Source organism: Curtobacterium sp. PvP017 (genome assembly GCF_054060195.1).
In genome coordinates this window covers 44,700-58,116 of sequence record NZ_JBSSCY010000008.1, presented here as the reverse complement: position 1 = coordinate 58,116, position 13,417 = coordinate 44,700, and the positions used below count along the sequence as shown (strand labels likewise).

Genomic DNA, 13,417 nt, shown 5'->3' with positions numbered 1-13,417 from the left:
GGTGTGGGGACGTGCGGGTGCGGCGCCGAGGGGGCGTCAGGCGTTGCCGACGACCGTGTCGATGGTGACCTCGCCCGTGCCGAGGTCGTAGGTCGCGCCGACCACGGCCAGCCGGCCCTCGGCGATCGCGTCGGAGACCGCACCGGAGCGCTCGAGCACCTGGCGCAGCGTGGCTTCGAGGTGGGCGGCGCCGATCGCCTCCTGCGGGAGCTCGGCGTCGGTGGCACGGACCTTCTCGACGCTGGGGGCGATCGCGTCCACCAGGGCCTGCAGGTGCGGCGCGGGGACCGGCTCACCCGAGCGGGCGGCGGCGACGGCACCGCACCGGGTGTGGCGCAGGACGACGACGAGCGGGGTGCCGAGCGCGACGACCGCGAACTCGATCGACCCGAGCACGACGTCGTCGACGATCTGCCCGGCGTTGCGGATGGCGAAGAGGTCGCCGATGCCCGCGTCGAACACGTGCTCGAACGGCACGCGCGAGTCGGAGCAGCCGAGGACGGTCGCGAACGGCGACTGCGAGCCCTGGAGCTCGGTGCGACGGTCGGGGTCCGTGCGGCCCATGCGGCGCTTGTCGGCGGCGAAGCGGGCGTTGCCGTCGACGAGCAGGCGCAGGGCGTCGGACGGGGTGGAGGCGGCGCGGTCGGGCATGGGGCTCCTCGGATCGGGTCGGGCGGTGTCGGGTTGCGGGGGTGTCCGGCGGTGCGGCGTCCGGCGGTCGTTACCGGGCGAACTGCTCGGCGACGGCCTTCGCCACGGTGCGGTACGACGAGTCGTCGGCGGTGCCGGAGAGCACGACGGTGTTCGCGCCGAACGTCGACACGAGCGAGTACGCGTGGTTGCCGGCGTCGGAGCCTTCGTCCCGTCGGTCGTAGACGGTCCACTTCGTGCCGTCGATCACGCGGCTGCCGGTGGACGGGCGCTGGTCGAGCTGGTTCGACACCCACGAGCCGTTGGCGTCGATGCCCTGCTGCAGGCTGAGGTACTGCTTGTCCGGCGTCACGAACCCGACGGTCCAGACGTCGACGTCGTCCGAGGCCTTGTCCGAGAAGTCGGCGCGGTTCGACGTGAAGCCGCTCGGCAGGTCGGGGGCGGCCAGGGTGATGTCCCCGACGTGGGCGTCGGCCGCGATCTGCTGGTAGTCGACGGTGCGGTCGACCGTGGTGTTCGGCCGCACGACCACGGCGACGAGGAACAGGACGATGCCGAGCGACGCGATGAGCGCGATCACGAGGTTGAAGGCGGTCTGGTGCTGGCGGCGAGCGGTCCGTGCGGCGTCCTTGCGCGCCCAGGTCTCCTCGGCCGTCTCGGGGCGACCGAGCTCGGCGACGATCGGACGACCGTTCGCGTCGGTCATCGGGCGGAGCCGTCCTCGGCGCTGCTGGCCGCGCGCGCCGCGTCGAGCCGTGCACGGGCACCCACGAGCCACTCTTCGCAGCGCGCGGCGAGGGCCTCGCCGCGCTCCCAGAGCGACAGCGAGCGCTCGAGGGTCGCGGAGCCCTGTTCGAGCTCGCTCACGACGCGCACGAGTTCGTCGCGGGCGGCTTCGTAGCTCAGCGACTGGACGTCGGTCTGCTCGGGTTCCTGCTGGGATGGCACGACCCGATCCTACCGAGCGTCCACCGACGCACGGTCCCGCCCGCTGCGCCTGGGGAGAACACCGGCCGGTAGGGTCGCGCCATGGTTGATCTCCCCGAGGGCGTGGACTGGTACCCGGCACCGGAAGCAGGATCCGGAGCGGAGCGCGGCGGACGGGCAGGCCGCCCCGCGCTCGCGGTCGTCCTGCCCGGTGGCGGGTACGGCATGCACGCTCCGCACGAGGGGGAGGGGTACGCCCGCTGGCTCAACGGGATCGGCATCGACGCGGTCGTGTTCGCGTACCCGCTCGCCCCGCACCGTCACCCGGACGCCGTGGTGGCGACCCGCGCGCTCGTCCGCGAGCTGCGTGCCGGACGCTGGGCGGGCCTCCCGTCCGATCCGCGGATCGTCGTGATCGGGTCGTCGGCGGGCGGGCACCTGGCGGCCCTCGTCTCGAACGCACCGACGCCGGCGGAGCGCGCCGTGTCGGACGTCGACGACCGACCCGACCTGACGGTGCTCTGCTACCCGGTGACGTCGATGACGGACCACCCGCACGTCGGCAGCACCGACAACCTGCTCGGACCGGGCGCGAGCGTCCGCGAGCGGTCCGCGGTGGACGCGGACCTGCTCGTCGACGACCGGACCCCGCCGACGTTCCTGTGGCACACGGCCGAGGACGAGCACGTGCCCGTGACGCACTCGCTGTCCTACGCACACGCGCTGGCGCGACACGGGGTGCCGTTCGACCTGCACGTGTTCGAGCGCGGGGTGCACGGCATCGGGCTCGCCGAGGGCCTCGGGCCGGCCGAGGCGTGGAGCACGCTGGCGACGACCTGGCTGCGCGACCGCGGGTGGTGAGCAGACCGTCGGCGACCCCGACGCGTCAGGCGGCCGACCCCGACCCCGACCCCGAGCCGTCCGGACCCGGCCCGTCCGGCTCGAGCGTCCCGGTCGCCGTCCCCGCGCCGAGCGTGACGTGCACCTGCGTCTGCCCGGACAGGTCGTCGGACGACCGCACCACGCCACCGTCGGCCCGCTGCACGATCGCGTAGCCACGACGCAGGGTGTCCCGCGGCGAGAGCGCCCGGAGCCGGGCGGTCAGGTGCCCGACCTCGGAGTGTCCCCGCTCGAGCCGGCGGTCGAGCAGCTCCCGCGACCGGGAGAGGTCGCGCGCGACTTCCTCCGCACGGGTGTCGACGAGCCACGCGGTGGACGCGAGCGCGGGCCGCGAGCGGAGTGCCGCGATCCGGTCGGCCTCGACCGCGAGCGTCTGCGACAACCGCAGTCCGATGCGGGCGCGGGCCTGCCGGACGTTCGCGAGCTCTTCCGCGACGTCCGGCACGACGCGCTTGGCGGCGTCGGTCGGGGTGGAGGCACGGAGGTCCGCGACCTCGTCGAGAATCGGACGGTCGGCCTCGTGCCCGATGGCCGACACGATCGGGGTGCTCGCCGCTGCGGCTGCGCGGACGAGCCCTTCGTCGCTGAAGCCGAGCAGGTTCTGGAAGTCGCCGCCGCCGCGGGCGATGATGATGACGTCCACCGTCGGGTCGGCGTCGAGCTCGAGGATCGCCGCCGTGACCTCGCCGACGGTGCGCTCACCCTGCACCGCGGTGTGGACGGTGCGGAACTCGACCTGCGGCCACCGGAGCTGCGCGTTGCGCTTGACGTCCTTCTCGGCGTCGGAGTCCTTGCCCGTGATCAGGCCGATGCGGTGCGGCAGGAACGGCAGGCGCTTCTTGCGTGCGGGGTCGAACAGGCCCTCTTCGCCCAGGGTGCGGCGCAGGCGTTCGAGTCGTTCGAGCAGGTCACCGAGGCCGACGTGCTTCATCTCGACGACCTGCATGGTCAGCGAGCCGCCCTTGACCCAGTAGTTCGGCTTGACGGCCGCGACGACCCGGTCGCCCTGCTTGATGTCCGCCGGCACCCGGGAGCGCACGCTCGACCAGATCGAGAACGACACCGTGGCGTCGACCTCGACGTCCTTGAGCTTGCCGTACACGTTGCCGCCGGCGACGTTCCACTGCGTGATCTCGCCCTCGATCCACGCGGTACCGAGCCGGTCGATCCAGTCGCGGAGCTTCGCGCCCAGGAGTGCGACCGGCCACGGGTTGTCGGCCGTCGGCGGGCCTTGTTCGATCGCCATGTCGCTCCTTCTCGTGCGGGACGTCCATCGTGCCCGACACCGGTGACAGCGGGCGAGCGGCGGGATCTCCACGGATGGTGCCCGCGCCCAGGTCGCGCGCGTCCCGCTCACCTATCATCGGGGACGTGACGATCACCAACGGCCACACGGTCCCGCTCGCCCCGCCGCGTGTGCACGCGGCGCGTGGGCGCCTGCGGGACGAGCCGGTCGCCGGTCCGAAGAAGGTGCTGCTCGCAGCCCCGCGCGGCTACTGCGCCGGGGTCGACCGGGCGGTCGTGGCGGTCGAGAAGGCGCTCGAGCAGTACGGCGAGCCCGTCTACGTCCGCAAGCAGATCGTCCACAACGTCCACGTCGTGTCGACCCTCGAGCAGCGCGGCGCGGTCTTCGTCGACGACGTCGCCGAGGTCCCGCGTGGGTCACACGTCGTCTTCAGCGCCCACGGCGTCTCACCGGCCGTCGTGGCGGGGGCTGCCGAACGCGACCTGCACGCCATCGACGCCACCTGCCCCCTGGTCACCAAGGTCCACCGCGAGGCCACCCGCTTCGCCAAGGCCGAGCGCACCATCATCCTCATCGGGCACACCGGCCACGAAGAGGTCGAGGGCACCATGGGCCACGCCCCCGACCGCACGATCCTGGTCAACGGACCGGACGACGTCGCCGCGCTCGACGTCCCCGACCCCGACAACCTGGTCTGGCTGTCGCAGACCACGTTGAGCGTCGACGAGACGATGGAGACCGTCCGCCTGCTGCGCGAGAAGTACCCCACGATCGCGAACCCGCCGTCGGACGACATCTGCTACGCCACCCAGAACCGCCAGGTCGCGATCAAGAAGGTCGCACCGGGCACCGACCTGGTGATCGTGGTCGGCTCCGCCAACTCGTCGAACAGCGTCCGCCTGGTCGAGGTCGCGTTGGAGCACGGCGCGAAGGCCGCGCACCGCGTCGACTACGCGGAGGAGATCCGCCAGGAGTGGCTGGACGGCGTCGCCACCGTCGGCGTCACGAGCGGCGCCTCGGTCCCCGAAGAGCTCGTCGCCGAAGTCCTCGAACAGCTCGCCGACGCCGGGTACGGCGCCGTGGAAGAAGTCGTGACCGCACACGAAGACCTGATGTTCTCGCTCCCCAAGGAGCTCCGCACCGACGCGTCGGGCAACCCGACGCGCGCGCTCGGCGGGCGTCGGGCATGAGCGGCGCGGACGGGTGGGGCTCGGTGCCGCGACGCGAGCCGGGTCACGTCGACGACACGGCGGCAGCCGGCCAGGAGGCCCAGGACACGTCCCCGACGACGGCCGCCGGTGCCGCGAGCGGCCGGGTCCACGGCCGACCCGCCCCCGCGTACGGCGAGTACGCGCCCGAGGGGTGGGTCAACCCGGTCCTGGTCGAACGGGAACGACAGGAGCGCGAGCAGCAAGAGCGCGACCGCCGCCAGCAGGCAGCGAGCCAGGCCGGGCGGGACGGCGCGACCGCGTACCGGTCCGGTGCCGGCGCGCCGACAGGCACCGTGCCTCCGGGCCGACCCGGCGCAGTCGACGACCCGACCCCGGGCGGGCCGCAGCGTTCGGTGGCGACGAGTCGGTTCGGCCGCACCCCCGCCGACTTCGTCCTGACGGTCGGGCTGCTCGCCTTCGGGCTCATCTCCGTCGTGCAGTCGCTCGCCGTGACCAACGTCGCTTCGACGGTCCGGCGGACCCTCGAGACGCAGTACACGGCGCTGAACGACCCGAGCGCGCTGAGCGGTGCCGCCGTCATCGGCGCGATCACGAACGTCGTGGTGTTCGCGCTCGTGGCGTGGTGGTCGATCCGCCGGCTCCGGGCACGGAAGCGCACGTTCTGGGTGCCGATCGTCGGCGCGGTCGTCGCCACGTTCGTGAGCACCATCGCGTTCGTCGTCGTGGTGTTCCAGGACCCGCAGTTCGTCGAGTTCATGATGCGCCAGACCGGCGCCTGACCGCAGCCAGACGGGTTCAGCCAGCCGGGGCTCAGCCGGCCAGGAACGCCGCGACGGCGCCGTGCAGTGACGCCAGGTCCTCGACGTGCACGAGCTCGCGGATCGAGTGCATCGACAGCAGCCCGACGCCGATGTCGATCGTCGGGATCCCGAGCCGGGTCGCCGCGATCGGACCGATGGTCGAGCCGCCGGGGATCGTGTTCACGTTGACGAACGGCTGCCACGGCACCCCGGCCGTGTCGCACGCGGCGGCCCAGACGGCCTCGCCCTTCGCCTCGGTCATGTAGCGCTGGTTCGCGCTGATCTTCAGCAGCGGGCCGGCACCGGGGCGTGGACGGTTCGTCGGGTCGTGCTTCTCCGGCTGGTTCGGGTGCACCAGGTGGCCGGCGTCGCTCGACAGCAACCACGAGGCGCGGAACGCCCGGGCGGCCTCGGAGCGGGTGGCACCGAGGCCCTCCTGCACGCGGCCGAGGACGTCCTCGAGGAACGGACCACCGGCACCGGACGGGGTCGAGGAACCGATCTCCTCGTGGTCGAACGCGGCGAACACGGGGATGTGGTCGCCGTCGACCGAGGCGTCCACGATGCCGCGGAGTCCGGCGTGCACGCTCGTCAGGTTGTCCATCCGGCCCGAGGCCAGGAACTCGCGCTCGATGCCGATGCGGGTGGGGGCTTGGGTGTCGGCGAGGAAGAGGTCCCACGACACGGCATCGTCACCGAGACGGGCGCGCAGCCACTCCACGACCGAGGTCCCACCGGCGTCGCCGTCGACCCCGACGATCGGCAGCGTGTGGCGCTGGCGATCGATCTCCTTGCCGTCGTTCACCCCGCGGTCGAGGTGGATGGCGAGGTTCGGGATGCGGGCGACGGCGTCGGTGCTGACGAGTCGGACGCTGCCGTCGGCATCGACGACCCGGCCGGCGATGCGGAGGTCGCGGTCGAACCAGGTGGACAGGAGTGCGCCGCCGTAGACCTCCACGTTGAGCTGCTCCCAGCCCCCGGTGCGGACGCCGGGGTTCGGCTTCACGCGGAAGCCGGGGGAGTCGGTGTGGGCGCCGAGGATCCGGAACGGGGTCGTCGCCGACGCACCCTCCGGCAGTCGCCACGCGATCACCGCACCGTCGCGGACCACCACGTACGCGCCGGGTTCGGTCGGCCAGGCGTCGAGCTCGGACAGCTCGGTGAACCCGGCTGCGACGAGGCGGTCACGGGAGGCCGCTGCCGCGTGGAACGCGGTGGGCGACTCGGTGACGAACTGGGCGAACTCGGAGGCGATGGCGTCGACGGTCACCCGCCCATCGTGGCATGCGGTGGAGTCGACCGGACGCAGAACGGGGCACGTCCGTCGGACGCGCCCCGTTCCTCCCGGCCGGTGGACCCGACCGGACGGACCTGCTCAGCCCTTGGTGTGACCGGCGGAGCCGAGCACCTTCGCGGCCTCGCCCACGCGAGCCGCCATGGCGGACTCGGCGACCTTGCCCCAGGCGCGGGGGTCGTACTGCTTCTTGTTGCCGACCTCGCCGTCGATCTTCAGGACGCCCTCGTAGTTCCGGAACATCGAGTCGGCGATCGAGCGCGTGAACGCGTACTGCGTGTCCGTGTCGATGTTCATCTTGATGACGCCGTTGCGGACGGCCTCGTGGATCTCGTCGTCGGTCGAGCCGGAGCCGCCGTGGAAGACGAGGTCGAGGGGGTTCTCGCCGGTGCCGTGCTTCGCCGCGACCGAGGCCTGGATCTCGCCGAGGAGCTCGGGGCGGAGCTTGACGTTGCCCGGCTTGTAGACGCCGTGCACGTTGCCGAAGGTGAGCGCGGCGATCCAGCGCCCCTTGTCGCCCAGGCCGAGTGCGTCGACGACCTTCTCGACGTCGTTCGGGGTCGTGTAGAGCGCGTCGTTCGTGCCCTCGTGCTCGACGCCGTCCTCTTCGCCGCCGACGACGCCGATCTCGACCTCGAGGATCGCGTTGATGTTCCGCGTCTTCTCGATCATGGTCTTCGCGATCTCGATGTTCTCGTCGAGCGGCACGGCCGAGCCGTCCCACATGTGCGACTGGAAGATCGGGTTGCGGCCCTGCCGGACCTCTTCCTCGCTCGCCGCGATGAGCGGCAGGACGAAGCCGTCGAGGGCGTCCTTCGGGCAGTGGTCGGTGTGCAGCGCGACCGTGATGTCGTAGTTCTTCGCGACCTCGTGGGCGAACTTCGCCATCGCGAGGGCACCCGCTGCGCGGTTCTTGATGGTGTGGCCGGCGAAGTAGTCGGCACCGCCCGTCGTCACCTGGAGGATGCCGTCCGAGCCGGACTCCTGCAGGCCCTGGAGGACCGCGTTGATGGTCTGCGACGAGGACACGTTGACCGCGGGGTACGCGAACTTGCCCGCCTTCGCGCGTTCGATCATCTCGGCGTACTGTTCCGGCGTTGCGATGGGCACGTGGATCTCCTTCGACTTCGGTGATGTCCCCGCCGATCGTAGTCAGCCGGACTGGAGTGTGACTCGACGGCGGTCGGTAAGCTCGGGTCGTGACTCCCTCTACGGAAACCGGCTCCCTGTTCCTCCAGCCCGACCGCAACCTGGCCCTCGAGCTCGTGCGTGCGACGGAGGCCGCCGCGATCCGTGCGCAGCCGTGGGTCGGTCGGGGGGAGAAGAACCTCGCCGACGGCGCCGCGGTCGACGCGATGCGCAAGTTCCTCGGCACGGTGAACTTCGACGGCGTCGTCGTCATCGGTGAGGGCGAGAAGGACAACGCCCCGATGCTCTACAACGGCGAGCACGTCGGCAACGGTCACGGCCCGGCCTGCGACATCGCGGTCGACCCGATCGACGGCACCTCGCTCACCGCCGCCGGCCGCCAGAACGCCATCTCCGTCATGGCCGTCTCGGACCGAGGTTCGATGTACGACCCCTCCGCCGTCTTCTACATGGACAAGATCGCCGCCGGCCCCGAGGGTCGCGGGGTCCTGGACCTCGAGAAGCCGATCGGCGACAACATCCGCGCGCTGGCGAAGGCCAAGGGCAAGGACCTCGAGGACATGGTCGTCGCCGTGCTCGACCGTCCCCGCCACGACGAGCTGATCCGCGCGATCCGTGCGACCGGTGCCGGCACGCGACTGCTGCTCGACGGTGACGTCGCCGGTGGCATCGCCGCCGCCCTGCCCGGCTCGACGATCGACATGTGCGTCGGCGTCGGCGGCACCCCCGAGGGCATCATCACGGCGTGCGCGATCAAGGCGCTCGGCGGCGTGATCCTCGGCAAGCTCCAGCCGAAGGACGACGAGGAGCGCGAGCGCGCCATCGCCGCCGGCCACGACCTGGACAAGGTCCTCGACCAGGACGACCTGGTCACGGGTGACAACACGTTCTTCGTCGCCACCGGCGTCACCGACGGTGTCCTGGTCGACGGTGTCCGTCGCTCGCGCGGTGTCATCCACACCGACTCGCTCGTGCTCCGGTCGCGCTCGAACACCATCCGCCGCATCCAGGCGGACCACCGTGCGGAGAAGTGGTTCTAGGCCGGACGATCGTCCGCCGCTTCGGGGCGTCGCCGGTCTCCCGGCGGCGCCCCGTTGCACGTGCCCTTGCGTAGGCTCGACGCATGACTGCGACAACGGCACGGATCGTCGGACTGGACACCGCGGGCATCCGCACGCTGCACGCGGAGGCGGACGGCACGGCCGACCGGCTGCCGCACGTCGTGCCGGTGGCGCCCGACCTCGGCGTGATCCTGGCGGACGAGGACGGCGCGATCCTCACCGCGCCGGCGCTCGCCGAGATGGGCTGGGCGGACGACGACGTCCTGCGTGCAGCCGTCGCCGCCGCGCAGGAGCAGGCCGGAGGCGACGTGGCGGTGATCCAGCCCGGCACGATCGTCATCCAGGACCCCGACCTCGCCGTGGTGCTCGTGCTCGCACCGCAGGCGTTCCAGGGGATCGAGTTCCGCGGCAGCGCAGTGGTCTTCCCGGTTGCGCCGACGACGTTCATCGTCACCGGCGACCAGGACGAGGACGGGCTCCAGGTCGCGGCCGGTGTCGCCCAGCAGATCCTGGCCGACGACGAGGGCGAGGTCCTGAGTGGACCGCCCATGGTGCTGCGCGGTGACGGGTGGGTCCGGTTCGAGCACCCGTCACTCGACGGCGAGCTCCGGACGATCCGCGCGCTCTGGACGGCGACCGCCGCGAACCTGCAGCAGGACGCCTTGCAGGAGTCGTTCGACCGGCGGGGCGAGAACGTCCACGTCGGTGCGGTCTCGGTCGCCCGGCTCGCCGAGGACGACCCGGCCTTCTCGTACTCGTCGTGGACCGAGGACGTCGAGACCGTCGTCGCCGCGGTCGACACGATCGTGCTCGTGACCCTCGACGGGCAGACGCAGCCCGTGCCGTTTGGTCGGCTGCGGGAGCTGGCGACCGACCTGATCGACGAGCTCGACGTCCGCCCCGCCCGGTACCGGCTCCGAGGGTTCCCGGAGCTCGGTGCCATCCGCGCAGCCCTCTGACGCCGCGGCCGCGTCGGGGGCACGCGTCCACGTCGATGTCCCCTGATATGGTCACATTCGCGCGCCTGTGGAGAACAGGGCGAGAGATCGGACCTGGGGAGGAATGATGGGGCGGCCGTCGGGGTGGGACGTTGTCGATCAGGGTGATGACCCGGTCAAGGGTGATCCGTCGACGTTGCGGATGATGGCGCGGGAGTACCAGCGCATCTCCGACGCGGCCGATGACGCCTCGACCCGGTTGCAGTCGGTGAAGGGCTCCGGGTGGCTGACCGACTGGGAAGGTGAAGCCGCTGATGTGTTCGTCGACGCCATCGAGGACACCCCGTCGGACCTGACCAAGCTCGTCGATTCGTACGAACTCGCCGCGACGGCGTTGTCGGGGTGGGCTGACACGGTCGATGACACCCAGTACCGGGCTGATGGTGCGTTGGCGGATGCGAAGGACGCCACCGGGGACCTCGCCGCGGCGCAGGACCGGTTGGCGGATGCGCAGTCGACGCTGTCGCACTACGAGTCCGCGTCGAAGGACCTGTCGAAGGTCGCGGACGAGTACCCGGCGGGTTCCGACGTGCCGGACGGGGTGCATGTTCCCTCGCCGGCGCAGTTGCGGGCAGCGTCCGACAACGCTTCCGTCGCGCAGGGTTCCGTGAGCTCGGCGCAGGGGGACATCTCGGCGGCGCAGTCGCGGATCGATGCGGCGAAGCGGCTCGTGGCGGATGCGAAGGGTGATTGGCAGGACGCGGAGCAGCGGACTGCGACGAAGATCGGTGAAGCTGCTGACGCGGGCCTCGGGAAGCAGTCCACGTGGGACAAGATCTTCGGGTCTGAGGCGTGGGAGACCATCGTGTCGGTGGCGAAGGTCGTCGTGGCGGTGGGTGGGATCATCGCGATGATCATCCCGGGGCCGTGGACGTTGATCATCGCGGCGATCGCGCTCGTGGTGTTGGCGGACACGTTGTACAAGATGAGCAAGGGCGAAGCCGACGGGTGGGACCTCGCGTTCTCCCTGCTCGACTGCGTCCCCGCAGCCGGCGCACTGGGGCGGTTGGCGAGTTTGGGCAAGTACGCGAGAGGCATGGGTGGGATCTCTCGCGCAGGCCGCCGGGTCCTCGCCGCGGGAAGATCGGTCATCGGGAAGGCCAAGTCTGCCGTTCCGTTCGGGCGTCGGGTCGAACTACCCCTCGGCGTCAGGGTCAACCCGAACGGGCGGACCCTGGCACGGACCGCGACCAAGGACGAGAAGGCTGCCTTCGGAGAGCAGCAGATGCACGACCTCTACGCTCGCTCCGGCTTCGACCGGATCGACACGAAGGGCAGCACCAGTGCCAACGGGCTCGACGGTGTCTACTTCAACAAGAAGACCGGCGAGTACGAGATCGGCGAGGCGAAGTTCTCGAAGCACGATGATGCTGCTCCGAACAGCCTGTTGAAGAACACGAAACTGAGCGGGCGTCAGCTGAGTGATCAGTGGATCGACTCTCCAGCGGGGCGGGACGCCCTGACTCGTTTGGAACGAGCCGTGGACGAGCGCCACTTCGACGCGATCCAGAAGCTGCTCGACGAGGGAAAGCTCCCCCGAAGTGTCGTCGTCGTCGGACATGATGGAGGTTCAACACGATTCATGGTCGATACGGGTGGAAAGGTGATCCCCTGATGCCGCTTTTCCGGCGCAAGACTGCACTCCGGCAGCGGGCCGCCGAGTTCGATGCGCGATACTGGCAGAGCGCCATCGACGTGACCTCGACCAATTGGGAAGGACGCAAGGCTGCCGCGCAGCGAGCAACCGATCCCACGAAGCGCTTGAGCGCCGTTCGTGGCGAGTGGCACATGGGCCTCCGCTACCTGGCCGCGCAGTACTCCGCGGGCGTCGGCCTGGACGTCATCGGAGATGTCGCTGAATCGGTGGCGGATGCGTACTGCACGTGGGTCGACCTAGCGTCCTCCGACCAGAAGCCGTCGCCCAGCCTCGGCGACGGAAACGAGTACTACATCAGTGTGCTGCGGCTTCTCGGCATCACGATGGGCTGTGGCCGGACGACTCATGCGCGGACGGTCCTCGAGACGGTGGTTCGGCAGGGGGCGGACCCGCTGTTCTCGGCGCTTGCGTCTGCGACCGGACTTCAGCACTCCTGGGATCAGAACAAGCATTCGACGCCGAGGTTCGCGCGGCCCCTGCTCACGGCGCTCGAGCAGCCAGTCGAAGCCAGCCATGCCATCGAGACGTATCTCGCAGACTGGCCATCACGGATGAAACCGATGGATTGGATGGGGTCGCTGGAAGCAGTCGCCCCGGGCGACAGCTACGGTGCGGGATTCGTCGGGTATTGGGCGCTGGAACTGCCGGCGATCGCGAAAGCGACCGACATGCACCTCGTTGAGATGAAATCGCCCTTCCTGCCGCTCGATCTCCTGTAAGAGGAGGGACCCTCCGGACCACATCTGAAATGGCCTACCAGACGGCTCGACGCCGGTGGCGTCATCGCTAGATGCCGCCGTTCACCGACTCGTCACTGACCGTGTGCTGCGCTTTGCTCTGGCGTGCGGTGGGTTGCTCGAGGCCGGACAGTGCGACAGCGCAGAATGACGTGCCTGCCCCAGCTACACGAGTGGAAGTGGAACTCCTCTGGTGAGGGGGCTCGTGGCGTTGTCTTTGGGACCAGGGCGGGTACCGATCCAGTCGGCCAGCATGATCGGAATGGCGTTGCGTTTCTCGACGGACAGTCAGGAACGTTTGCCAAGTTGGAGAACTTCGATCAACTCTTCCTACTCAAGACACGGTGATCTTGCATGCGAACTCTGAAGGATGCTCAGGACGAATTTGCGAAGGAAGTGCGCGCTGACGAAGACCTTAGTTGGGATAGGGGATGGATCGAGACCGACGATTGGTGGATCGTTCTGTACAACAGTCGAGAGTATTACGAGACACAAAACCCATTGTTTAGCCTAGCTGGAAATGGCCCCTTTGTTGTACCAAAAGACGGCAGTGCCTGTTTTGCTCTTCAAACGAACACATCGGTTGAATCACAAATAGAGGAACGGGGCCAGCGGGTCATCAGTCGGTCTCGGTGAAGCCAATTCCGGCTCGAGCGGAGGAGAACGAGGTGACGGTCGAGGGTCCACCCGCAGAGTTCTTAGCTGGAACTCTTTGCGATTGCTCGGGATTCCGTTGACCGTTGGTCGGGTAGCAGGGCAAGGCAGGAACTGATCAAGCGCCAATCTGAATTGATCCGACGATCTGCCAAGTCTCACACTGATTTT

14 protein-coding genes are annotated in these 13,417 nt (G+C 69.8%); 8 read left to right on the top strand and 6 right to left on the bottom strand.

Annotation, left to right across the window (positions count from 1 at the left end; all coding sequences use genetic code 11):
- Positions 1-36: 36 nt before the first annotated feature.
- From ACVKXF_RS15120 to ACVKXF_RS15110, 3 genes are all read right to left on the bottom strand, one after another.
- Positions 37-651 carry a carbonic anhydrase gene (locus ACVKXF_RS15120; RefSeq protein ID WP_123313279.1) on the bottom strand — a complete coding sequence of 205 codons (615 nt, stop codon included), beginning with the start codon at positions 649-651 and terminating at the stop codon, positions 37-39.
- A 70-nt stretch (positions 652-721) separates the two neighbouring features.
- Entirely contained in the window at positions 722-1,357 is a 636-nt protein-coding gene (locus ACVKXF_RS15115; protein WP_340197316.1) for a DUF4245 domain-containing protein, read from the bottom strand.
- The gene (locus ACVKXF_RS15110; protein ID WP_111084805.1) at positions 1,354-1,599 is read right to left on the bottom strand and encodes an exodeoxyribonuclease VII small subunit; all 246 of its coding nucleotides are present in this window, start codon (positions 1,597-1,599) and stop codon (positions 1,354-1,356) included. Before ACVKXF_RS15110 ends, ACVKXF_RS15115 begins: the two co-directional genes overlap by 4 nt.
- A gap of 81 nt (positions 1,600-1,680) precedes the next feature.
- On the opposite strand from ACVKXF_RS15110, the gene ACVKXF_RS15105 reads away from it, so the two are divergent.
- Positions 1,681-2,439 (top strand): alpha/beta hydrolase, encoded by a 759-nt coding sequence (locus tag ACVKXF_RS15105; protein ID WP_456796224.1) that lies wholly within the window; start codon positions 1,681-1,683, stop codon positions 2,437-2,439.
- Between the two features lie 25 nt (positions 2,440-2,464).
- Here ACVKXF_RS15105 and xseA read toward each other — a convergent pair whose 3' ends face one another.
- A complete protein-coding gene (xseA, locus tag ACVKXF_RS15100; protein ID WP_456796223.1) occupies positions 2,465-3,724 on the bottom strand; it encodes an exodeoxyribonuclease VII large subunit in 1,260 nt (419 codons plus the stop codon).
- A 125-nt stretch (positions 3,725-3,849) separates the two neighbouring features.
- On the opposite strand from xseA, the gene ACVKXF_RS15095 reads away from it, so the two are divergent.
- Together ACVKXF_RS15095 and ACVKXF_RS15090 are read left to right on the top strand one after the other, a co-directional pair.
- A complete protein-coding gene (locus ACVKXF_RS15095) occupies positions 3,850-4,914 on the top strand; it encodes a 4-hydroxy-3-methylbut-2-enyl diphosphate reductase (RefSeq protein ID WP_260233085.1) in 1,065 nt (354 codons plus the stop codon).
- A complete protein-coding gene (locus tag ACVKXF_RS15090; protein WP_456796222.1) occupies positions 4,911-5,675 on the top strand; it encodes a DUF6264 family protein in 765 nt (254 codons plus the stop codon). Before ACVKXF_RS15095 ends, ACVKXF_RS15090 begins: the two co-directional genes overlap by 4 nt.
- Before the next feature lie 31 nt (positions 5,676-5,706).
- On the opposite strand, the gene ACVKXF_RS15085 is transcribed toward ACVKXF_RS15090, so the two are convergent.
- Both ACVKXF_RS15085 and fbaA read right to left on the bottom strand, forming a co-directional pair.
- Positions 5,707-6,966 carry a M18 family aminopeptidase gene (locus ACVKXF_RS15085; RefSeq protein WP_456796221.1) on the bottom strand — a complete coding sequence of 420 codons (1,260 nt, stop codon included), beginning with the start codon at positions 6,964-6,966 and terminating at the stop codon, positions 5,707-5,709.
- 105 nt (positions 6,967-7,071) lie between these two features.
- A complete protein-coding gene (gene fbaA, locus ACVKXF_RS15080) occupies positions 7,072-8,100 on the bottom strand; it encodes a class II fructose-bisphosphate aldolase (protein ID WP_123313285.1) in 1,029 nt (342 codons plus the stop codon).
- 89 nt (positions 8,101-8,189) lie between these two features.
- Between fbaA and glpX the strand changes: the two genes are divergently transcribed.
- From glpX to ACVKXF_RS15055, 5 genes are all read left to right on the top strand, one after another.
- Positions 8,190-9,179, top strand: a complete 990-nt coding sequence (glpX, locus tag ACVKXF_RS15075; protein WP_123673052.1) for a class II fructose-bisphosphatase — start codon at positions 8,190-8,192, stop codon at positions 9,177-9,179.
- Positions 9,180-9,262: 83 nt separating this feature from the next.
- Positions 9,263-10,159, top strand: coding sequence for a hypothetical protein (locus ACVKXF_RS15070; RefSeq protein WP_456796220.1), 897 nt, complete (start codon positions 9,263-9,265; stop codon positions 10,157-10,159).
- Positions 10,160-10,262: 103 nt separating this feature from the next.
- Entirely contained in the window at positions 10,263-11,813 is a 1,551-nt protein-coding gene (locus tag ACVKXF_RS15065; protein ID WP_456796219.1) for a putative T7SS-secreted protein, read from the top strand.
- Positions 11,813-12,574, top strand: a complete 762-nt coding sequence (locus tag ACVKXF_RS15060) for a PoNe immunity protein domain-containing protein (protein ID WP_456796218.1) — start codon at positions 11,813-11,815, stop codon at positions 12,572-12,574. Before ACVKXF_RS15065 ends, ACVKXF_RS15060 begins: the two co-directional genes overlap by 1 nt.
- 372 nt (positions 12,575-12,946) lie before the next feature.
- Entirely contained in the window at positions 12,947-13,228 is a 282-nt protein-coding gene (locus tag ACVKXF_RS15055; protein ID WP_159571709.1) for a YrhB domain-containing protein, read from the top strand.
- Positions 13,229-13,417: the final 189 nt, after the last annotated feature.